The 21,353-nt window shown below is 65.2% G+C and carries 22 protein-coding genes and 2 pseudogenes; 6 read left to right on the top strand and 18 right to left on the bottom strand.

What is annotated here, in order from left to right:
- Positions 1–4: 4 nt before the first annotated feature.
- The 6 genes from JQ566_RS33560 to modD form a co-directional block, all read right to left on the bottom strand.
- A complete protein-coding gene (locus JQ566_RS33560; RefSeq protein ID WP_212380390.1) occupies positions 5–1,096 on the bottom strand; it encodes a hydrogenase small subunit in 1,092 nt (363 codons plus the stop codon).
- A 404-nt stretch (positions 1,097–1,500) separates the two neighbouring features.
- A complete protein-coding gene (locus tag JQ566_RS33565) occupies positions 1,501–2,940 on the bottom strand; it encodes a nickel-dependent hydrogenase large subunit (protein WP_212380391.1) in 1,440 nt (479 codons plus the stop codon).
- Entirely contained in the window at positions 2,937–3,953 is a 1,017-nt protein-coding gene (locus JQ566_RS33570) for an NADH-quinone oxidoreductase subunit B family protein (RefSeq protein ID WP_212380393.1), read from the bottom strand. Before JQ566_RS33570 ends, JQ566_RS33565 begins: the two co-directional genes overlap by 4 nt.
- A 67-nt stretch (positions 3,954–4,020) precedes the next feature.
- A complete protein-coding gene (locus tag JQ566_RS33575) occupies positions 4,021–5,343 on the bottom strand; it encodes a DUF3422 domain-containing protein (protein ID WP_212380395.1) in 1,323 nt (440 codons plus the stop codon).
- A 239-nt stretch (positions 5,344–5,582) separates the two neighbouring features.
- Positions 5,583–6,743, bottom strand: a complete 1,161-nt coding sequence (locus tag JQ566_RS33580; RefSeq protein WP_212380397.1) for a HoxN/HupN/NixA family nickel/cobalt transporter — start codon at positions 6,741–6,743, stop codon at positions 5,583–5,585.
- 189 nt (positions 6,744–6,932) lie between these two features.
- Positions 6,933–7,853 carry a ModD protein gene (modD, locus tag JQ566_RS33585; RefSeq protein ID WP_212380398.1) on the bottom strand — a complete coding sequence of 307 codons (921 nt, stop codon included), beginning with the start codon at positions 7,851–7,853 and terminating at the stop codon, positions 6,933–6,935.
- 234 nt (positions 7,854–8,087) lie between these two features.
- On the opposite strand from modD, the gene modA reads away from it, so the two are divergent.
- From modA to JQ566_RS35070, 4 genes and pseudogenes are all read left to right on the top strand, one after another.
- Positions 8,088–8,840, top strand: coding sequence for a molybdate ABC transporter substrate-binding protein (modA, locus tag JQ566_RS33590; protein ID WP_212380400.1), 753 nt, complete (start codon positions 8,088–8,090; stop codon positions 8,838–8,840).
- 5 nt (positions 8,841–8,845) lie between these two features.
- Positions 8,846–9,532, top strand: coding sequence for a molybdate ABC transporter permease subunit (gene modB, locus JQ566_RS33595; RefSeq protein ID WP_212380402.1), 687 nt, complete (start codon positions 8,846–8,848; stop codon positions 9,530–9,532).
- A pseudogene (gene modC, locus JQ566_RS35065) lies at positions 9,529–10,206 on the top strand (molybdenum ABC transporter ATP-binding protein); the annotation flags it as partial. The gene modB and the pseudogene modC, both read left to right, overlap by 4 nt.
- Before the next feature lie 84 nt (positions 10,207–10,290).
- On the top strand, positions 10,291–10,899 hold the full coding sequence (locus JQ566_RS35070; protein ID WP_212380430.1) for a DUF2478 domain-containing protein: 609 nt from the start codon (positions 10,291–10,293) through the stop codon (positions 10,897–10,899).
- Here JQ566_RS35070 and JQ566_RS33610 read toward each other — a convergent pair.
- From JQ566_RS33610 to nifH, 11 genes are all read right to left on the bottom strand, one after another.
- The gene (locus JQ566_RS33610) at positions 10,873–11,079 is read right to left on the bottom strand and encodes a TOBE domain-containing protein (protein WP_212380404.1); all 207 of its coding nucleotides are present in this window, start codon (positions 11,077–11,079) and stop codon (positions 10,873–10,875) included. The genes JQ566_RS35070 and JQ566_RS33610 overlap by 27 nt on opposite strands.
- 124 nt (positions 11,080–11,203) lie before the next feature.
- A complete protein-coding gene (locus JQ566_RS33615; RefSeq protein ID WP_025037776.1) occupies positions 11,204–11,500 on the bottom strand; it encodes a ferredoxin family protein in 297 nt (98 codons plus the stop codon).
- 40 nt (positions 11,501–11,540) lie between these two features.
- The gene (locus tag JQ566_RS33620; protein ID WP_212380406.1) at positions 11,541–12,848 is read right to left on the bottom strand and encodes an FAD-dependent oxidoreductase; all 1,308 of its coding nucleotides are present in this window, start codon (positions 12,846–12,848) and stop codon (positions 11,541–11,543) included.
- Between the two features lie 15 nt (positions 12,849–12,863).
- Positions 12,864–13,970 carry an electron transfer flavoprotein subunit alpha/FixB family protein gene (locus JQ566_RS33625; RefSeq protein ID WP_212380408.1) on the bottom strand — a complete coding sequence of 369 codons (1,107 nt, stop codon included), beginning with the start codon at positions 13,968–13,970 and terminating at the stop codon, positions 12,864–12,866.
- 20 nt (positions 13,971–13,990) lie between these two features.
- Positions 13,991–14,833 carry an electron transfer flavoprotein subunit beta/FixA family protein gene (locus JQ566_RS33630; protein ID WP_212380410.1) on the bottom strand — a complete coding sequence of 281 codons (843 nt, stop codon included), beginning with the start codon at positions 14,831–14,833 and terminating at the stop codon, positions 13,991–13,993.
- A 194-nt stretch (positions 14,834–15,027) separates the two neighbouring features.
- Positions 15,028–15,357: a nitrogenase stabilizing/protective protein NifW gene (nifW, locus tag JQ566_RS33635; RefSeq protein WP_212380412.1), complete on the bottom strand. Its 330-nt coding sequence runs from the start codon at positions 15,355–15,357 to the stop codon at positions 15,028–15,030.
- Positions 15,350–16,141 (bottom strand): serine O-acetyltransferase, encoded by a 792-nt coding sequence (gene cysE / locus JQ566_RS33640; protein ID WP_212380414.1) that lies wholly within the window; start codon positions 16,139–16,141, stop codon positions 15,350–15,352. Before cysE ends, nifW begins: the two co-directional genes overlap by 8 nt.
- Positions 16,142–16,148: 7 nt before the next feature.
- Positions 16,149–17,330, bottom strand: a complete 1,182-nt coding sequence (gene nifV / locus JQ566_RS33645; RefSeq protein ID WP_212380415.1) for a homocitrate synthase — start codon at positions 17,328–17,330, stop codon at positions 16,149–16,151.
- A gap of 144 nt (positions 17,331–17,474) precedes the next feature.
- Positions 17,475–17,918, bottom strand: a complete 444-nt coding sequence (gene irr, locus JQ566_RS33650; protein WP_283814397.1) for a Fur family transcriptional regulator Irr — start codon at positions 17,916–17,918, stop codon at positions 17,475–17,477.
- Positions 17,919–17,961: 43 nt separating this feature from the next.
- Positions 17,962–18,639, bottom strand: coding sequence for a nitrogen fixation protein NifQ (locus JQ566_RS33655; protein WP_249139960.1), 678 nt, complete (start codon positions 18,637–18,639; stop codon positions 17,962–17,964).
- A 121-nt stretch (positions 18,640–18,760) separates the two neighbouring features.
- The gene (gene nifH / locus JQ566_RS33660; RefSeq protein WP_025037785.1) at positions 18,761–19,645 is read right to left on the bottom strand and encodes a nitrogenase iron protein; all 885 of its coding nucleotides are present in this window, start codon (positions 19,643–19,645) and stop codon (positions 18,761–18,763) included.
- A gap of 392 nt (positions 19,646–20,037) precedes the next feature.
- Between nifH and JQ566_RS33665 the strand changes: the two genes are divergently transcribed.
- Positions 20,038–20,472, top strand: coding sequence for a response regulator (locus JQ566_RS33665; protein WP_212380422.1), 435 nt, complete (start codon positions 20,038–20,040; stop codon positions 20,470–20,472).
- 9 nt (positions 20,473–20,481) lie between these two features.
- The gene (locus JQ566_RS33670) at positions 20,482–20,892 is read left to right on the top strand and encodes an ArsC/Spx/MgsR family protein (RefSeq protein WP_212380424.1); all 411 of its coding nucleotides are present in this window, start codon (positions 20,482–20,484) and stop codon (positions 20,890–20,892) included.
- Between the two features lie 3 nt (positions 20,893–20,895).
- On the opposite strand, the pseudogene JQ566_RS33675 reads toward JQ566_RS33670, so the two are convergent.
- Positions 20,896–21,174 (bottom strand): annotated as a pseudogene (locus tag JQ566_RS33675) ((2Fe-2S) ferredoxin domain-containing protein); the annotation flags it as partial.
- Positions 21,175–21,353 lie beyond the last annotated feature (179 nt).

Here is a 21,353-nt window from a genome sequence, read left to right on the forward strand (position 1 = left end):
TCGCTCAGCTGTTGTGGTCGGCGTCTTCGCGCTTTGACGCGAGCCGCTTCACCGCGGTCACCGCCGCATGCGCCGCGACGGCTGCGCCGACGGCGCCGGCCGCCACCATGCCGATCTGATCGGCGTTCTTCTCGATGCCGAACTGCTTGATGTTGGTGAGGCGGTCGTAGAACGAGCCCTTGTCCCAGAAGCCGTCCTCCGAGCAGCCGATGCAGCCGTGTCCCGACTGGATCGGGAACGAGACGCCGCCGTTCCAGCGCACGGTCGAGCAGGCGTTGTAGGTGGTCGGGCCCTTGCAGCCCATCTTGTAGAGGCAATAACCCTTGCGCGCGGCTTCGTCGTCCCATTCCTCGACGAACTGGCCGGCGTCGAAATGCGGCCGCCGGTAGCACTTGTCGTGGATGCGCTGCGAGTAGAACATTTTCGGCCGGCCCTGGCGGTCGAGCTCGGGCAGCTTGCCGAAAGTGGTGATGAAGGTGACGACGCCGGTCATCACTTCGGCGATCGGGGGGCATCCGGGCACCTTGATGATCGGCTTGTTGGTGATGACCTTGTCGATCGGCGTGGCCTGGGTCGGGTTGGGCTTGGCCGCCTGCACGCAGCCCCAGGATGCGCAGGCGCCCCAGGCGATGATCGCCATCGCGTCCTCGGCCATCATCTTCAGCTTCTCGACGAACGGCTTGCCGCCGTCGATGCAGAACATGCCGCCTTCGTTCAGCGGCGGATTGCCCTCTACGGCGAGGATGTACTGGCCTTTGTGCTTGGCGCGGGTCTCATCGAGGATGGCTTCGGCCTGGTGGCCGGCGGCGGCCATGATGGTATCGTCGTAGTCGAGCGAGATCATCGACAGCACCGCGTCCTTCACCAGCGGATGGGCGGAGCGGATGAAGCTCTCGGAGCAGCAGGTGCATTCGAGCCCGTGCATCCAGATGACAGGCACGCGCGGCTTGGTTTCGAGCGCATTGGCAATGCGGCTCGCCGCCAGCGGGCCGAGCCCGAGGCTCGTCGCGGTCAGGCTGCAGAATTTGTGAAAGCTCCGACGCGTGATCCCTTGCCGCCTGATCACGCTGTAAAACGTCTCCGTCGCCGCGCCCATGAATCCTCCCGTCTTCGGCTTTGACTTTTCGATGACGCCAAAGACAGCAAGAAGCAGGCCAACGACCTGGAGTGATTCAAAAGTAGAGAGATTCCAAAATGTTGCGGATTAGAATGCTGCGAAATGCGTGGCGCGGAGAGGCGTTGCACGCGCGAAGCGGAAACAATTCGATTAACAGCCGGCAAGGAAGTTTCCGGTTGCGACTCTCAAGACTCCGGCGTCGTCCTGGACAAGCGAGTTCCAACGCGAAGCGTTGCCAGAGCGAGTGCCGATCCGGCCCCATAGCCACAGGGCCGTGTTGTGGCGCGAGGTGGTGGCCACGAATCTTCGCCAAACCCAATCCTGTGGCTATGGATCCCGGCGCTTACGCTTGTCCGGGACGACGGTATGTTTTGCGGCGCCGGTCAATGCGCGGTGCACACCATGCAGGGATCGAACGAACGCACGATGTGCTGGATCGCGACCGCGCGCGCGCCGGCATCGCCGACATCGGTGCCGACCAGCGCCTGCTCCAGGGGACCGCCGATGTCGAAGGCATCGCGCGGCGAGAAATTCCAGGTGGTCGGCGCGATAATTTGGTAGCGCTCGATCCTGCCGTCGCGTACCGCCATCCAGTGGCCGAGGCTACCACGCGCGGCCTCGACCAGCCCGACATAGCTGCCGTTCGGGATCTCGCGCGAATTGTGACAGAACGGCTCCGACAGCCGCAGCGCACGCGTCCACTGCTCCATGGCGTGCGCGATGCGCGCGGTCTCGATCAGCCGCGCGATCACGCGGTTGCGCACATTGGTCCCGCTGACCGAGACCAGGTCGGCAATCAGCGCCTGCCCCGCCACGGTCTGGCGCGCAATGGCGCCGACCTCGATCGGCTGCCCCGAGAGCCGCGGCGCCTTGCACCAGCTGTAGCCCGCCGGCTTGTCGGGATCCGGGACCGTGCTGCTGTGGGCGGGGTCGGCGGAGGACTCCCGCATCCAGGCGTGGGAGACATCTTCGGTGATCTGGGCCAATGGCAGTGGCTCGATCGCAGCACGCGGGCCAAACAGGCCGCGCGGAAACAGCTCACCGTCTGGACCATGATAGGCGCCGTAGCTCATCATCAGGCCCGTGCCCTTTCCGAGCCCGGTGAGCGCGAGATTATCGGCAAGCCGCAGGAAATGCGCAAAATCGCCGCCACGGCCGTCGCGCCAGCGGTCGAGCTCGTCCGCGGTAGATATCGCCAGCACATTCTCCAGCGTATCCGAAAACACGATACGTTCGAGGAAGCTTCGAAAGGCCGTCGTGATCGACAGCAACCGAACGCGCTCGCCGAGATCGATGGCGCGCGTGGAGCCGCCGGGCTGGAACGCGAGGCTGTGCGGCCATTTCCCGGCGATGATGCCCATGGTCTCGAGCAGCCGCGCCCGCGCCGGCAGGACGTCGCGCGCCGCGCTGCCGCGCGTTGCCGCAAAGCGCTCGCGGGTCTGTTCGTGCCAGTCCTGCGCGGCATAGGCCTCACGGGCAAAGTCCGGCATGAAGAAGATGTAGAAATGGGTGAGATGGTCAGCCGCGTTCTCCGCGGCATGCGCGATGTTGGTGGCGAGCAATCCGTTCGGTGCCGCCTCGATCGACATGGCGTCGCGCAAGGCAGCAGCCGCCGCAACCGATTGCGAGACCGAGCAGATGCCGCAGATCCGCGGCGCCAGCGCCAGCGCGTCGAGCGGCGGCCGGCCCTCGAGGATCTGCTCGAAGCCGCGATAGAGCGGCGCGGTCACCTCCGCGCGCATGACGCGGCCGCTCTCGACGTCGAGGCGGACTTCGAGATCGCCCTCAACACGGTTGAACGGGCCGATCGTGATCCGCGTCATGGCTTGCCCTTGGTCGTCGTACGGCCGGGCGGAACGACCACGTGGTCGGCGGTCGCGTTCAACCGCACCCGCCGCGGCGTCGCCGACTTCGACAATGCCGCGAGCGCAACGAACCAGGCTTTTGGCATGTCGGTCGGCAAACCGACCGGGATGCCGGCCAGTTTGGCGGTCTCCAAAAAGTTCTGCGCGCCTTCGAACCCCGGAGAGGTGCAGGCGATGCAAGCATAGCCGCCCTTGGTGCAGGAGCCGCCGCCGTTCCAGGAGCGCTGGTTGCAGTCGCCGACCGCCTGCGTCGCCTTGCAGCCGAGATGCTCCATCAGGCAGCCGCGCTCCGACATGGTCTCCGCGCTGGCCTTGAACTCGTAGAACTCGTTGCGCGAGCAGCCGTGATGCGCGAGGTGGTTGGCGATGAACTTTGGCCGCCCGTAAGCGTCGAGATCGGTCGCGGCAATATCCTTTGCGGTCAGTGCCAGGATGGTTTCCATCATCCAGCCCGGATGCGGCGCGCAACCGGCAACGTTGATGACGGGCAGACCGAGCCGCGAACGGAAGCCCGCGCCCAACGCCCCGCCGCTGTCGGCCTCTTCGAACTGAAGCCCGACAGCGTCGGTCGGGTTCGATCCGGCGGCCGGCACGCCGCCATAGGCGGCGCAGCTTCCGACCGCGATCACATAATCGGCGCGCGGCGCGAGATCGAGCATCCAGCGATAGATCGAGCGGCCCGTACCCGCGAGCATGTTGAAACGTCCGGTATCGTTCGGGCCGCGGGCGACGGAGCCTTCCAGCAAGAGCATGTCGAGCCGCACCTTGCCGTCGAGCACAGATTGCAGCACCTCGACCGCCTCCTCGCCGGTCTCCTCGCTGACCGACGGATGCCACAGCAGGTTTATGCCGAACTGCCTGAGCTCGTCGAACCAGCCGGAGGCGCCGCTTTCGAGGATCGACATGGTGCAGCCGCCGCAACTGGCGCCCTGCAGCCAGAGCACGTTGGTCATTCCGTCGGATCGGCTCATGTTACGTCTCCCGGTCGCCCCAGCTTCAACCGCTCGCCTGCGAAGCGCAAGAGGCTCGTTCGCGCACTCAGTCGCGGGCGCCCGACATATCGCCATCGTGCTTCAGGTGCCGCTTGCGGATATTGCGGGTCACGATCCACACCACGGCCACGGCGACCGGCACGAACAGCGCGGTCGCAAGCGATGGTTCCACATGCAGGCCGCTGTCATGCGCGCCCTTGGCGAGATAGCCGAACAGGCTGACGACGTAGTAGCCGATAGCCGCAACCGACAATCCTTCCACCGTGCCCTGGAGCCGCAATTGCAATTTGGTGCGCTCGTCCATCGAGCGCAACAGGTCGCGGTTCTGCTCCTCGAGCTCGACGTCGACGCGCGTACGCAACAGATCGGCCGCGCGCGCGAGCTTGATCGACAGAATGGCCTGCCGGTCCTCCATCGTGGCGCAGGTGCGCATCGCCGGCGCCATGCGGCGAGCGAGAAAGGAGGACCAGGTCGGGTAGCCCGCGATCTCGCCGCCCTCGATCACGCCGAGGCGAGCCTGCACGATCTCGTAGTAGGCGCGGCTGGCGCCGAAACGGAACAGGCTGCCGGCAGCTCCCCTTTCCAGCGAAGCCGCCAATGCGGTCAGTTCCGTCAGCAGATGATTGTTGAGCTTGAGGTCCTCGGCGCCCTGCATCTCCTCGAGCACTTCGACGAGCCGCCGTCCGATGTGATCGATGGAGGGTGCAAGCTCGAGTGCGGCGGGCAGGCCGAGCAGCGCCAGCGTGCGATAGGTTTCGATTTCAAGGACCCGCTGCACCAGCGCGCCGAGCCGGCCGGGCGACAGACCGTCGTTGCAGACGAGGATGCGAACAAAACCCTGGTCGTCGGCGCGAAAGTCGGATGCGACCACGGCCGGTCCGCTGCGAACCGCAGCAACGGCGAGGCTGCCTCGCTCGAAGAGCTCCTGGGCACGCTCCAGGGCCGCCGAGGTCTGCTCGACGGCGAGCTTGACCGCGACCAGCAATTGGCCGGACTGGTGCAGAGAGCGGATCAGTGCGGCGGTCTCATCGCCGATCTCGCCGAACCGGCGCGCGGACATATCCGTATTGCCGAGGATCCAGGTGAAGGTGGTGAATTCCGAGTGCTGCTCCCAGCGGAGCTGGGTTGCGCCGATCGTGACCTGATGATGTTTGATCCCCGCGTCCGGCGGCGTCTGTCCATGCGAGATGCAGAATGCCACGAACTCTTGCCGGTCGGCCGCGGCGACCTCGCCCTGGCCTAGAAAGGCAAAGCGCAGCACAGTGAGCGGCGCCGTCAGCCGCGTGAACGGGCGGGCATGCACCTCGCCCAGCACCGCACCACGCTGTGGATGCAGCTCAAAGCCGGTGAGATCGAGGTCACGGTCCATCTGATGTCCCTTGGTAGCGCTCCCAGGCCGCGACGTTCCGCGAACCCCGCCGTTCACTACCACAACACACCCACGCCGTTGCAATCACCCCTTCGCAGGATACGCCCACCTCCTCATGTCGCTGCCATGTCGGTCATTGGTGTGATCGCCGTCATGCGCAAGGCCGCGCTCGCCATAGGCCAGCAGAGCAGCCGCCGAGCGCCAAAGCCTTGCCTCCTTGCCCGCCGAGCGCGGCAGCCTTAGGCCACCTCGACCGCATCGGCGCACTCCAACACATCGGGCTCGGTGCGGGCGAAGGCGCGCGACCAGCGGTCGGCCCTGAACGCAGTACGATAGAGCACGAAGGAGACGAGCCAGGCGACCGCGAACAGCGCGATCACCGCGAAGCCGAAACTGGCGAGGGAGTCGTTGAGGTGATCGAGCAGCGTCCAGAGCCCGCCGGACAGTCCGAGCTGCTCGCCAAAGAGGCCGAGCGCCTCGACACCGCCGATGTACAGCGCGACCGCGACGGAGGCACCGGTGATCGTCAGATTGTACCAGAGCTTTCGCATGGGATCGACAAAGGCCCAGCGATAGGCACTGACCATCAATGTGGAATCGGCAGTGTCGACCAGCGCCATGCCGGCGGCAAACAGCGCCGGAAAGACCAGCACATGTGACAGCGACAGGCCGCGCGCAGCTTCCGTGGCGGAGATGCCGAGCAGGCCGATCTCGGTCGCGGTGTCGAAACCGAGCCCGAACAGGAAGCCCAGCGGATACATATGCCAGGACTTCGTCACCATGCGGAACATCGGCGCGAGCAGCCGCGCGAGGAGGCCGCGGCCGGCCAGCAGCGCGTCGAGCTGTTCCGCATCATGGACGCCGCGCTCGCGCATCGCGCGTAGGGTGCGCCACAGGCCGACGAAGATCGCAAGGTTGAGCACGGCGATCAGCAGCAGGAAGATCGCCGAGACCGACGTGCCGACCAGGCCGCCGATGCTCTTGAGCAGGCTGTCGCCGCCAAGGCTCACCACACCCACGGCCAGCAGCAGGGTTGCGACCACGACGACGGTGGAATGGCCGAGCGCGAAATAGAGGCCCGTGCTCCGCGGCGCATCGCCGGCATGCATCAGCTTGCGCACGACGTTGTCGATCGCCGCGATGTGGTCAGCGTCTACGGCGTGGCGCAGGCCGAACACCCAGGCGAGCCCCGCGGTCGCCATGACCGCCGGCCGGTCGGCAAACACGGCAAAAGCCCACGCCCAGGCGGCGACATTGGCGGTGATAAGCCCACCGAAGAGAACAGCGGGACCGGCACCGGAAGCAGTCCGGGGCCGCTCCCTCGGGCGATGCGCGTTGGCCAAGAACAACACTCCCCTCGTATGATCTTTTTTCAAACCCGTCATACTGAAGGGCAACATTCGGGCCAGACAGCAAATCCCCGCAGACGCGCTTCGCAACTGGCTGCAAGCTGATGTCTTCAAAGAAGAAACGGTCTCAGCCGCGTTCTTGACTTCCTAAAGCTGCAATGCGCGCCCCGGAAACCAAGTAGCCAGTGACGCAAACATAGTTTGACGCTCGGAGCGAACGATTGGCATCACAGAAAGCCGCTAAGCGGTCCTCTCGCATGCAGCATCGCGCAACGAGAATCCGTCGGAAGAAGGAGATCGAGCCCTACCAGCCGCCACAATCCTTACCTGTACATCCTTCGATCTTGCAAGATAGGGCGATGACGTCACCAGGACATCAGCGCCGGCCTCCGCATAGGCCGCAGCATTCGCCGCGTTGACTCCACCGGCGGCGGCGATGATCGGACGAGCGCGGGTATAGGCCATCGATGCCATGCGCTTGACCAGTGCAGCTATCTCGGCTGGAGAAAACTTCTCGGCTTGAACCACGTCGAAACCGGCGACTGCCGCGGCAAGTGCGGCATCGGCGGTCTTCACCTCGATCACGAGCTTCTTCTCCGGCGCGGCCCGGCGCAATCGCTCGACCGCTTGAAACAGCGGCAGCTCGCCGAGAAAGGCGCGGTGCTCAGGAAACACCAGCACGGTCTCGGACAGACCGAGCCGGTGCATCACGGCGCCGCCCGCCTTCACGGCCGCCACCGCAAAGCGCTTGGTGCCCGGCACGTTCTTGCGCGTGCAGGCGACCGGGATCTCCGGTACGACCGCCCGCGCCGCATCGACGATGGCGCGGGTTTCGCTGGCCACGCCCGACCAGATCTCGACCAAGGTCTGGGCCACCTTCCAGCTCCGCAGCAGGCCCGCGGCCGGACCGCGCGCCTGAAGGATCGGGGCGCCCTGCTCCAGCGCCGCGCCGGATGCGGCGAACAGTTCCACCTCGCAGCCGGCGAGGGTGATGATCTCGGCGGCATCCTCAGCGAGGGCCAGTATCATCGGCGCGCGCGCGGTGAACTGCATGACGCCGATGGCCCCGCCGATCCCAAGCGCCTCGGTGGTGAGATCGCCGTAAGGGACGTCGTCCTCAAGCAGGCGTTCGAGCTCGGCGCGCGATGCAACGGTTGCCATGTCGTGCCTTCCTTCATTGGTGTGGGCTTGCCGACGACAATGTCGGAAATCCGACACGGATCATCGGTCCCGCCGCCGCAAGAGGCGGGAAGCCCCCGCTTTTGACGCTATTCCTGCAAGGCGCGCACCAGCCTGCGGCCGCTCATCCGGCACGCCGATTGCTGAGACCCTTGTGGCCGGCGCCTCGCAGCAATCGGGCTGCGTGGAAGCCATTGCCGTCCGCTGGAGTTCATCATGAAGCTGCTTCGCTCGATCACCCTTGCCGCAGGATTGTTGCTCGCATGCGCGTCCGCGCAGGCCGCGCAGACCAACGTTGCCGTCGCCGCCAATTTCACCGACGCCGCCAAGGAGATCGCCGCCATCTTCAAGCAGAAGACCGGACACGAAGCGGTGCTGAGCTTCGGGGCGAGCGGACAGTTCTACACCCAGATCGCGCAGGGCGCGCCGTTCCAGGTGTTCCTGTCCGCCGACGATTCACGGCCGAAGAAGCTCGTCGAGAACGGCCTTGCGGCGGCAGACAGCCGCTTCACCTACGCGATCGGCAAGCTGGTGCTATGGAGCAAGTCGTCGGGAATCGTGACGGGCGAGGAGACGTTGAAGGCCGCGACCTTTGCAAAGCTCTCGATCTGCAATCCCGCCGCCGCGCCCTACGGTCTTGCCGCCGTGGAAACGATGAAGTCACTGAACCTTTACGACACCCTGAAACCGAAGCTGGTGGAGGGCGCGACCATCACCCAGGCCTATCAGTTCGTCGAGACGGGGAATGCAGAGATCGGCTTTGTCGCGCTGTCGCAATTGACCGGCGGCGAGGTGGGCTCGCGCTGGGTGGTGCCGCAGGCACTCTATAATCCAATCCGGCAGGACGCGGTTCTGCTGAAAACGGGTGCCGGGAACGAGGCCGCGAGCGCCTTCATCGCTTTCCTCAGGGGACCCGAGGCACGCGCCATCATCGAGAAATACGGCTACGTGCTGGACGGGCAGAGCTGACGCGCATGGAGATCTGGTCGGCGGAGATCCGCCAGTCGGTACTGCTCACGATCGAACTCGCCGCGATCTCGACCGCGATCCTATTGGTACTGGCGACTCCGCTTGCCTGGTGGCTGGCGCACGCGAAGGGTTGGTGGACCGAGATCATCGCGAGCGTCGTTGCATTGCCGCTGGTGCTGCCGCCGACCGTGCTCGGCTTTTATCTACTGGTGCTACTCGGTCCCGACGGGCCCGGCGGATGGATCGCAAGCTTGTGGGGCGGGCGCACGCTCGCCTTCACCTTCGAAGGCCTGATCATCGGCTCGGTGGTGTATTCGATGCCGTTCGTGGTGCAGCCGATTCGGAACGCCTTTGCCGCGATGGGCGAGCGACCGCTCGAGGTTGCCGCCACCTTGCGTGCCTCACCCCTGCGCTCGTTCTGGACCGTCGCGGTGCCGCTGGCACGGCCGGGCTTCCTGACCGGTGCGGTGCTCGGCTTCGCCCACACAGTCGGCGAGTTCGGCCTCGTGCTAATGATCGGCGGCAACATTCCAGGGCGCACCAAGGTGCTGTCGGTCGCGCTTTTCGACTACGTCGAAACCTCGCGCTGGCGCGAGGCGAGCATGCTCGCAGGCCTCATGGTGATCTTCGCCTTCGCCGTGATCCTCACCATGACGCTGGTCGACAAGCGTGCCGCGAGGGCCGCGGCATGAGAAGATCCGAACCCGGCCGCATCAACGCGGCCTTCCACGGCAAGCTCGGCAATTTCACGCTGGACGTCGAGCTCAGCCTGCCCGCGACCGGCGTCACCGCGATCTTCGGTCCTTCGGGTTGCGGCAAGACCAGTGTGGCGCGCTGTATCGCGGGCCTGCAGCGCATGGCCGACGGATTTTGCGCAGTGGATGGTGACATCTGGCAGGACGGTTCGTCGTTTCGGCCCGTGCACCGGCGGCCGATCGGCTACGTCTTCCAGGAAGCCAGCCTGTTTCCGCATCTTTCGGTGCGTCGCAATCTGCTGTTCGGCGCGCGGAAGGTGGCGCGCGCGCCGATTGCCTTTGACGAGGTCGTGGAGCTGCTTGGCCTTGCCGCACTGCTCGACCGCTCGCCCCACCACCTCTCCGGCGGCGAGCGGCAGCGTGTCGCGATCGGCCGTGCCCTGCTGTCGCAGCCGAAGCTTCTGCTGATGGACGAGCCGCTGGCCGCGCTCGATCGTACCACCAAGGATGAGATCCTGCCCTTCCTGGAGCGGCTGCACGAGACGCTGTCGCTGCCGGTACTTTATATCAGCCACGACATGGCGGAGATCGAGCGCTTTGCCGATCACCTGGTGCTGATGGAGCGCGGCCGGATCACCGGATCTGGCCCCCTTCACGCGCTGCGAAGCAATGCCGCGCGGCTGCCGGGCACGATCGAAGGACGGCATGGAGATTGCTCGGTTCGACGAAAGCGCGTAGGAACGAGGATGACTTCCATGCCGATCGACTTCCACGATATCGACCCGAACCGCGTCGCCGCGATCCTTTACCGTCCGCAGGACGACGTCGACGGCCTGCTCGCCGACTTCGCCCGGAATCTCGTGCGATCGGGCGAACGGATCGGCGGCGTGGTCCAGCGCAACGTCAAGGATGGCGCGGGCTGCCAGATCGGCATGCAGGCGATCGATCTCATGAGCGGGACGGAGATCTCGATCTGCCAGCCGCTGGGCTCGGGCGCCATGGCCTGCAAGCTCGACGCCGCGGGCCTCGCCGAAGCGGCCGTCGCCGTTGCGCGTGCGATCGCGGCCGATGTCGATCTCGTCGTGATCAACAAATTCTCCAAGCAAGAAGCCGCCGGCGAAGGTCTGCGGGACGAGCTGGCCGACGCCATCGCCGCCGGTATCCCCGTGCTCACGGCGGTGCCGGAAAAATGCCTCGACGCCTGGAATGATTTTACCGGCGGGATCGGCACCACCCTCTTGTGCGAGCGAGGGGCAATCGAGGGCTGGTGGCTGGACCTGTCGTCGCGCATCAAGCGGGCCCGCGCAGCACGACTGCCCGCCGATGCACCTGCGGCACTACTTGCCGATCATCACGTCGGATGACTTGACCACGGCCGAGACGCTATCGCCGACTTGCAACGCGAGGTCGTCCACCGCCTCGTTGGTGATCGCCGAAAACACAACCAGTCCCGGCGCGAGCTCGATCTTCACATGGGCCGTCGTCGTGCCCTTGGTGACCGCGATGACTTTTCCGGGAAGAACATTGCGTGCACTCAGTTTCATTTTCTATTCCTTGCGTTCCGGCAGTGCGATGCTAGTCGCAAGGCGCGTTGCGTTCAACTCACCGTGTCGCGAATTCATGCACTCGCGACCGGCGCCGCTTCGCGCGTAGCCGACGCTGCAGGGATCAGCCGAACTTGAACAGCACGCCGTAACCGCCGCGCGGATAGCTCCACTCGATGTCGCCGCTCCCCTCACAGATCACACGGCATGTCCCGCATTCGATACAGCCGTCGACGGTGATCTCGACCTGGCCCTTGTCGTTGAGCTCGTAGCAGCGCGCCGGGCAGGCCTTGAGCATGCTGAGGAGCTCGGGCGATGGCGTCGTGTGCGGTCGCACCTTGATGTGGGCCCGGCCGGCATCGACCAGATAGCGGTTGTAGAACAGCTTGTCCTCGACACGTACGGATGGCTCGATCGACATGGCCTAGGTCTCCATCGCCAGTGTTGCGTTTCCTTTGAGATCACCGCCAGGCGCGCGCGAGGCGGAAGGCATCGCCAAACAGCCCGCTCCACGACCGCGCCTTGATGAACGATTTGAACGTCGTCTTTTCCTTCTCGACCTTCGGCGTGCCATCGACGCGCAGGAAGTTCTGCATCGCCTTGGAGACGAGCTCTGGATAGGTCAGGAAGAAGTTCTGCGACTGGGTGTGCATCAGCGCCGGCATGTCCTTGTACTTCTTCAAATCCTTGATGACGAAGGACTCGTCCAGCATCTTCTTGTAAAGCGACAGGTTCTCCGCCGTCATGGGATCCTTGCGCGACTTGACCTGGAAGATCGCTTCCGCCGCGATCCGTCCCGAGGTCATTGCGAGATTCGAGCCTTCGCGATGGATGGCGTTGTTGAGCTGGGCGGCGTCGCCGACCACGACCCAGCCCTCGCCGTAGAGCTGCGGGATCGCCTTGAAGCCGCCCTCGGGAATGAGGTGCGCTGCATATTCCTTCACCTCGGAGCCTTCGATCAGCGGGGCGACCGACGGGTGCCGCTTGAAGCGGTCGAGCAGACCGTACGGCGTCTCGCCGGTGCGCTGGAAGTCGGCGACCAGGCAGCCGATGCCGAGCGAAATGCATTCCTTGTTGGCGTAGATGAAACCCATCCCGGTCATGCCGCGCGAGATGGTGCCGGCAGCCTCGATCACCATGCCCTCGTCGCCCCGAAGATTGAAACGGGCCTCGATGGTCTCGCGCGGCAGGAAATGCATCTCCTTTACCGCGAGCGCGACCTTGTCGGGCTTCGGTCGTTCGCGCAGCCCGGCGCGTGTGCCGAGCAGGCCATTGACGCCTTCCGCCAAGATCACGACGTCGGCATGGATCTCGCCGTCAGCGCGGTCGGTGCGCACGCCGATCACCTTGCCATAGGCGTCCTGCGCGAGCTCGGTCACCGTGGTCTCGCAGAGCACCGTGGCGCCGGCCTCGCGGACCTTCTGCGAGAACCATTTGTCGAACTGGGCACGGATGATCGTGTAGCGGTTCGGCTTCTCCTCATTGAAATCGTCGGAACGATAATGTAGGCCGGTGTGCGAGCGGTCGTCCATCATCCAGAAGCGCTGCTCGACCAGATGCCGTTCGAGCGGCGCGTCCTCGCGGAAATCGGGGATCAGCTTCTCCAGCATGTCGGCATAGAGAATTGCGCCCTGCACGTTCTTCGAACCTGAATATTCGCCGCGCTCGAGTTGAAGCACCTTCAGGCCGCGCTGGGCGAGCGTGAGCGCCGCCGCATTGCCGGCCATGCCGGCGCCGACGACGATGGCATCGAACTTCTCCTCGATCATGGCGCCTCTCCCTTTCTAACTGGCGATCCGGTCGCGCGAATGCGGTGACAACCGGGCGCGGAACGCCGCCGTCAGCGCCGGAAGCAGCCGGATGGCGTCGGTGACGATGCCCACATGGGCGAAATCGAAGATCGGTGCGTTCCCGTCGGTGTTGATGGCGACAATCAGATCGGCGCCCTCGACGCCGACGCGATGCTGGATCGCGCCGGAAATGCCCGCAGCGATGTAGAGCTTTGGACGGATGGTCTTGCCGGTCTGGCCGATTTGCCGGTCGGAGGTGACCCAGCCTTTCTGCACCAGCGGCCGCGAGCAGCCGTATTCGGCTCCCAACACCGTGGCGAGCTGGCGCACCAATTGGAAATTCTCCGGCGATCCCAGCCCCAGGCCGCCGGCGACGACGACGTCCGCATAGGCAAGATTGGATTTCGCGGAATCGCGGTCGGGCAGGAACGACAGCACCTTGGTCACGATGTCGTCCTCGACGAGACCGAGCGGGTGGCTGACGATGCGGCCGATCGGACGCGCGACACGCTCCGGCATCGGCATCACGCGCGGACGCACCGTCGCCATTTGCGGCCGGTAGTTCAGCGTGTAGATCGTGCAGAGCAGCGAACCGCCGAAGGTGGGACGCGTCGCGGCGAGCGAGCAGTCGGTATCGACGTCGAGCTCGGTGCAGTCGGCGGTGAGACCGGTGAGCAGGGTCGTCGCCACCGAGCCCGCGAGGTCGCGGCCGAGCGTGGTGGCGCCGAGCAGCAGGATCTCGGGCTTGTAGGTGTTGACGACGTCGGTTAGTGCCTTGGTGTAGGACTCGTTGCGGTAGTCGGCGAGCAGATTGTCGGCGACGGTGTAGACGAGATCGGCGCCGTAGCAGAAGGATTCCGCGGCGGCGCTCTGCGTTGCCTCGCCCTCCGGCCCGATCACGACCGCGGCGAGATCCACCTTGAGCTTGTCGGCGAGCTTGCGGCCGGCGCCCATCAGCTCCCAAGAGACCGGGTGAACCTGGCCACGCTCCTGCTCGATGAAGACCCAGACGTGCTTGTAGGCCTTGAAATGCTCCGACAACTCCTTCTTGGTCGCGGCGCGACCGGAGGCTGGAGCTGCGGTTTTCGGTGCGGTGGCCATGGTGCTTGCTTCCTCTCGCCTCAATAACCGCGCGCCAGCGTCGCGAGCTCAGTCTCGAGCGCCGGCTGGCGCTTGAAGATGGCGTCGATCAGCGCCTCGGCCGGCTGCTCGCCACTCTCGATCAGCGCCGCCTTCTCGCTGCGCGCCGCGGGCGCGAACACCCGCTTGACGATGGTGGGCGAGCCGCGCAGGCCGCATTTCGAGATATCCTCGACACCGGCATCCTGCGCGCTCCATTTCACGATCGGAGCACGCGCGGCGCGCAGGGCGTCCGCCATCGCGCCACGGCGAATCTGGTTGGTCGCCTCCAGCATGGTGACGAGGCATGGCAGCCTGGTGCGCAGGAGCTGCACGCCGCCCTCGGAGCGCCGTTCCGCGTCGATCGTGCGTGCCTCCAAATCCAGCGCGCTGATTTTGGCGACATAGGTGAGCTGCAACAGGCCCAGCCGCTTGGCGATGCCGGGACCGACCTGCGCAGTGTCGCCGTCGATGGTCTGCTTGCCGGTGAAGACGAGGTCCGGCGCGCCGAACTCGGTCGAGATCTTGCGGATCGCGGTGGCGAGCGCGTAGGTGGTGGCCAACGTATCGGCGCCGGCGAAGAAGCGGTCGGTCAGCAGCACGGCGCGATCGGCACCGAAGGTCAGCGCCTTGCGAAGGCTGTCCTCGGCCGATGGCGGTCCCATGGTCAGCACCGTGACCTCGCCGCCGAACTGGTCGCGCAGCTCGAGCGCTGCTTCCAGCGCGAACAGATCGTAAGGGTTGATGATGGTCGGCACGCCCTGACGCATGATGGTGTTGGTCACGGGATGCACGCGAATCTGCGCGGAGTCCGGAACCTGCTTGATGCAGACGACGATGTGCATGTGCTTCTCCAGGACGCGTCTCCAAAACTTGGTTCAGAGGACAAACAGCAAGTGTCGTACCAACTGCGCGAACGACGAAAATCAGATGCTGATACAGTGACTTAGAAAAGCGACGGTATCGGTTGCATCCGCTTCAGGCAGCGGAGCCGACAACGCTGCTCCGACACGCGTCGCAAATGCGACAGAGCGCCGGCTCACTTCAGCGTGCCGATCTGCACGAATGTCGGCGTCTGCTTCGGCTGCGGCGCGACGGCGTCCTTCAGGACCTTGAAGACGCGCTGGTCGATCGGCGTCGAGGCAACGAAGTCGGCATAGGCACGCTCGAGCACGGTCTTGCATCGTTCCGCCACGGTCTCGTCCGCCACTCCGGCAAAGTCCTCTCCGGCGAGGTACTGGCCCATGCGCCGCAGGATATGCAGCCGCGCCACGTTGACGACCTTCGGATCGTAGTCGACGCCGAGCAGCGTGAAGAACTCTTCGGCGGCGGAGGCCTTGTTGAGTTGCGCCAGAATTCCATCAGCCATGATCGGTCTCCATCGGGCTCTGCGGCACCATGCAGGTCGCGCTCTGCGTTGCGGGCGCGCCGGCATCCCTGGCGCGCCTCTGCATGTGAGTGAGCCGCGCTTCCAGGAATTCGACGCGGTCGAGCAGCACGGCAATGGCATCGCCGACGGGGTCAGGCATCAGGTGATGATCGAGATCGATCCGGCCGACGACGCGGCGATGACCAAGCTGCGGGCGCACGACGCGCGCGGGAATGCCGACAACGGTGACGTCGGGCGGGGTGCTGTCGATCACCACCGAATTGGCGCCGACGCGCGAGCCGGCGCCGACCGTGATCGGTCCGAGGATCTTTGCGCCCGCTCCGACCACGACCCTGTCCTCCAGCGTCGGATGACGCTTGCCCGGAAACCACGAGGTGCCGCCGAGCGTGACGCCGTGATAGAGCGTGACGTCGTCTCCGATCTCCGCGGTCTCGCCGATGACGACGCAGGCGCCGTGGTCGATGAAGAAGCGCCGGCCGATGCGCGCGCCGGGGTGGATGTCGACATTGCTCGCGAAGCGGCCGAACCAGGACAAGAGCCGCGCCGGAAAGCGCCAGCTGCCTGTCCACAGCCGGTTCGCGATCCGGTACCAGATCACGGCATGAATGCCGGGATAGGTCAGAAGCGTCTCGAGCTGACTGCGCGCGGCGGGGTCACGCTGGCGCACGCAGCCGATGTCCTCTCGGATCAGCTTGAGCAGAGACGGCTTGACCGGTTTGGGAGGAGACGGTTCAGCCAGCGGAATGTCGACGACACAGGCCATGATAACCTCACGCGCAGTTGAGGAGCGAGCGCTCGCGCACCTCGCGCCAGATCGCCGTCACCGTCTCCCGGCCAACGGCGCCCTTGTGCTCGACGGCATGCTGGCGAACGCGGGCGAGCACGGTCTTTGCTTCTTCCGCGCTGACGGACAGCTGGAGCTCGGCGAGCAGCGCGGTGATCGCCGCGAGCCCCGAATGCTTGCCGATGACGATGCGGTTGGAGCGACCGAGCAGACGCGGATCCAGCGCCTGATAGGTGCGCTGGTCCTTCAACAGGCCGTCGACGTGAATGCCTGATTCGTGCGTAAAAACATGCTCGCCGACGATCGCCTTGTTGAGCGGAATGGCGCGCGCGGCCGCAGCGGCAACCACGGATGCCACCTTCTCCAGTTCGGACAGCGCCACGCCGGTATCGCAGCCATAGAGTTGCTTGAGCGCGACCGCAACCTCCTCCAGCGGAGCATTGCCGGCCCGCTCGCCAAGACCGATCACGGTGACGGAAGCGTGTGTGGCGCCCGCCTTGATCGCGGCCAGCGTATTGGCGGTCGCAAGGCCCAGATCGTCGTGGCCGTGGAACTCGAGCTCGAGATCCGTGGTAGCGCGAAGTGCTGCGAGCAATGCGAAGGAGGCGTCCGGATCGAGCACACTCAAGGTGTCGGCGATGCGGAAGCGTCGCGCGCCCGCGGCCTTTGCGGTCGCGATCAGCTCGACCAGGAAATCGACATCGGCGCGGGAGGAGTCCTCACCGCCGACCGCAACGTCGAGGCCCCTGTCGCGGGCGTAGCCGACCACCCGCCTCACCTGCTCCAGCGCCGCCGGCCGTCCGCCGTCGAGCTTGGCGGCGATCTGCACGTCGGAGGCCGGGATCGAGACGTTCACCATGGAGACGCCGGCCTCGATGGCCGCATCGACATCCGCGGTCCGCATCCGGCACCAGCCGATTGCGGTCGCCGGCAGGTCGGCCTCGACGATGGCGCGGATCGCGCTCACCTCGTCATCGCCCATTGCAGGCGTGCCGGCTTCGATCTCCGTGATGCCGGCCGAGGCCAATGCGCGTGCGATCGAGACCTTCTCTGCGGTGGTAAAGGCGACGCCCGGCGCCTGCTCGCCGTCACGCAGCGTGGTGTCGTTCAGGACGACGGGTCGGGGCTGGCCACCATCCAGCCGCTTCGTCGGGTCGGAAAACACCATCCGCGCACTCCCATCATTCATTCCAATCAGGAATTCAGCAACCCTCGTGCCACCCTCAGATAAACCGCCAAGCAATTGAAATTCATGGAACAATCGACCGCGCCCGCTTTGTCGCAAATGCGACAGCGTCGGACAGGCGACGTGTCAGATGTCGGCAGACTTGCGGCGGATATGGATGATGATGTCGAGCCGCGAGATCTCGTGGCCCGGCAGAGGCTCGGGCATCTGCGCGAGAACGAGCGTCTCGGGCACGTCGATCAGGATATCCTCGCCGTGAAGATAGAAATGCGGATGTACCGTCGTGTTGGTGTCGAAGAACGATCGCGAGCCATCCGGCCCGATCCGGCGCAACAGCCCGGCCTGGGTGAACTGGTTCAGCGTGTTGTAGACCGTCGCCAGCGAGAGCTGGATGTTGGCCTCGGATGCTTCTGCAAAAAGCGTCTCCGCTGTGACATGGCGGTGTCCCTGCCCGAACAACAAGTCTGCCAGCAACACGCGCTGGCGCGTCGGCCGCAGGCCAGCGTCGCGCAATCGGCGGAACATCGGGCATTCTTCGTCCTGAAGCTGGGCCGGCAGCCCAGCGTTCATCGCATCGACAACGGAAGTTCCGGGATACGCGTCCATGATCACCTCACGCCGACCGGGCGGCATCGACCCGATCGCTGTCGCCGCGCAAAAATTCCCGCCGGCGCTCGGCCATCCGGCTCTCGCCGCTCTCCTCGCCAAAACAGAGGTCGAAATCGTTGCACTGCGTGCAGACCGGCGTCGTGCACATCACGAAGCCGTCGTCCTCGCACAGCATGCGGTAGAAGAAGCGCTTCCAGCGCATGTTCTTCGTGTTGCGGCTCGCCAGCGGCGCAAAATGACGCATCAGCAGGCGCGACAGTTCCGATCGCTCGCGCAACCCGAGATCTTCCCAGAGATGGTTCGGCTCCATCGCGCGGCGCGCCACCATCGCCGCCAGCCAGCGGCCGACATCGCCGTCGGTCGAACGCTGTGCGAGCAGGAGATCGCGCACCATGATGGCGTCGTCGTCGCTCTCGGACACGGATCTCGGCATCCACGCGAATGCGCGGACCAACGCGGAGGGGAAATTGCGAGCGAGCAGGTCGTTGAGCTCCTGCTCCGACAGACCGGCGCGCTCGGCGAGAGGACCGCCGTCCATCGCCGCTGCGGCCAGGATCGAGGCCAGCACATGACGGTCGAAATCGGCGTCGTCGCGGATATCGGCCTCCACCGGATCACGGCCGGTCAGAAGACGGTAGAATTCTATTCCTGCATGCGGCCCGCAGGCGCCGGAGCCTGCCAGTGGACGTGCTGTCGCTTCGATCGTACTCGCTTGCGCCGCGATCACGGAAGGCTCCGCCGGTTATGCCGCAGGGTCGTCGAAAAGGGGCCGGCCTCCCAATGCGGGGAGGCCGGCAGGATGGTCAGGCCGTCGCGAGCTCGGCGGCGGTCTTGCCGATCTGGCTCTCGTCGACCGCCTTCATGATGCCGTGCTCCATCAGCATGTCCTCGAGCTCGTCCATGCTGATCGGGGTCGGGATGATGCCCTTGCCGCCGTTGTTGTGGATCTTGGTCGCGAGGTTGCGATAGTGATCCGCCTGCTTGGACTCCGGCGCATATTCCAGCACGGTCATGCGGCGCAGCTCGGCGTGCTGCACGATGTTGTCGCGCGGCACGAAGTAGATCAGCTGGGTGCCGAGCTTCTTGGCCAGCGCTTCCGCCAGCTCCAGCTCCTTGTCGGTCTGGCGCTCGTTGCAGACCAGGCCGCCGAGGCGGACGCCGCCGGAATTGGCGTACTTCAGAATGCCCTTGGAGATGTTGTTGGCGGCGTACATCGCCATCATCTCGCCGGACATCACGATGTAGATTTCCTGCGCCTTGTTCTCGCGGATCGGCATGGCGAAGCCGCCGCAAACGACGTCGCCGAGCACGTCGTAGGACACGTAGTCGATGTCCTCATAGGCGCCATTCTCTTCCAGGAAGTTGATCGAGGTGATGACGCCACGGCCGGCGCAGCCGACGCCCGGCTCCGGACCGCCGGACTCGACACAGCGGATGTTCTGGTAGCCGACCTTCATGACGTCCTCGATCTCGAGGTCCTCGACGCTGCCCGCGTTGGCCGCGAGGCTCAGAATGGTGTCCTGCGCCTTGGCGTGCAGGATCAGGCGGGTCGAGTCCGCCTTGGGATCGCAGCCGACGATCAGGATCTTGTGACCCATCTCGGCAAGCGCCGCGAGCGTGTTCTGCGACGTCGTCGATTTGCCGATACCACCCTTGCCGTAAAACGCGATTTGTCTCAGTGAAGACATGTTGCTCTCCATCAACCGATTGCCAATGACTCCGCGCTGCTCGCGCGAGATTGCTTCTCTCTCAGAAGCGTGGGCCCGCGGGGTTCGGGAAGGAGAACATCGCTCGCCAGCGGCGTCGGCGTGCTCTCAGCCCTCACTCGTTGTTGCTGCATCCAAATAGCAACTGGCGTGCCATTCGCTGCGCGCGCACTAAGGCGCTGAATGCGCTCGCGAAATATTTCGATGCAAGTGGCCGACAGAAGCTGTGTCGAACCCTACAGAGGTACGGCCTCTGTCAGAAATCGGACAAGGATCGCAGCGCTGGCGGTGCAAATGCACCGCAACCGCCGCTGCGCGGACGCGGAACGGAAATTGCTAACTGTCGTTGCGAAGCGGCTTGAGGAGAGCAACAGATGCAGATCGGTGTCGAGACAGCCAAGGCCGTCGACCAGCGGCGCGTATTCGTGGTCGACGAGGACGAGATCACCCGCGCGGCGCTGCAGTTCATGCTGCATGACGAGATCGAGACGCATGAGCTGGCGACGCCCGAAGAGGCCTATGCCAAAGGCGTGGACTGGCTCAAGCCGGACGTGGTGCTGCTCGGGGTCTCCTTCCTGAAGGCACGCGGTCCCGGCCTGATCGGCGAGCTCGGCGCGAGATTTCCCGGCGTCCGCATTCTCATCGTCACCGACAAGTCCGACGAGACCACTGCGGTCGAAGGGATGAAGGCCGGCGCCCACGGCGCCGTGGTGAAGCCGCTGACGCTGGAAGGCGTGCGCAAGAAGGTCGACACCATCCTCGGCCGCGGCGGCGCCGCGCCGCTGGTCCAGCTCAGCGTGATGAAATAGAGCCCGGCGGTGGCGACCGTGCTGTTCTACCAGAAGCCGGGCTGCGGGACCAACGCGCGGCAGATCCGCGCGCTGGAATCGGCAGGCCATCAGGTGATCGCGAAGAGCCTTTTGACTGAGCCCTGGACAGCAGAGCGTCTGCTCGGCTTCTTCGGCGCAACGCCCGTCACCTCCTGGTTCAACCCAGCCGCGCCGCGGATCAAATCCGGCGAGGTCGAGCCGGCGGAGATCGATGCCGCGGGCGCGATCACGCTGATGCTGCACGATCCCCTGCTGATCCGGCGGCCGCTGATCGAAATTGACGGCGCCAGATGTGCCGGTTTCGACCGCGAACCGGTTCCATCACTGCTCGGCGGCGAGCGAAGCGACCTTCAGGGCTGCACGCGGCCGGAGACGATGCCGCGTTGCGCTGAACAATGAGACTCAGCTCCGCGCCAGCACCATCACCAGGCGATCGACGCGCCGGCCCTGCTTCAGGTGCTCATCGACGATCTCGTCGATGTCCTCCGGCGTCGTCGGCCTGTACCAGACCCCGTCGGGATAGACGACCATCAGCGGACCGGCGGCGCAGAAGCCGAGACAACCCGATGCGGTGAAGCCGACATCGGTGAGTCCCTTCGCCTCGATCGCCTTGCCGAGCCGCTCCCACAGCGGCCCGCCGCCGGACGCGCCACAGCTTCCGCGCGGATGACCCGGCGGACGCCATAGGCGTTAAGTTTATTCTTGAGTGTTGGAATCACACGTGATTCCAAGGGGCATGGCAGACGAATCGCTTCTGAACGAGGACTGGACGAGAGTGGTTGCGCAGCTGGGTGGAGCTGAGCAGCTTGAGACGAGTGCGCGCCAGACGACGGCTTTCGTGCGGCGGCGCCAAATTCCAG

Source organism: Bradyrhizobium sp. SZCCT0231 (assembly GCF_018130245.1).
Taxonomy (GTDB): Bacteria; Pseudomonadota; Alphaproteobacteria; order Rhizobiales; family Xanthobacteraceae; genus Bradyrhizobium; species Bradyrhizobium japonicum_F.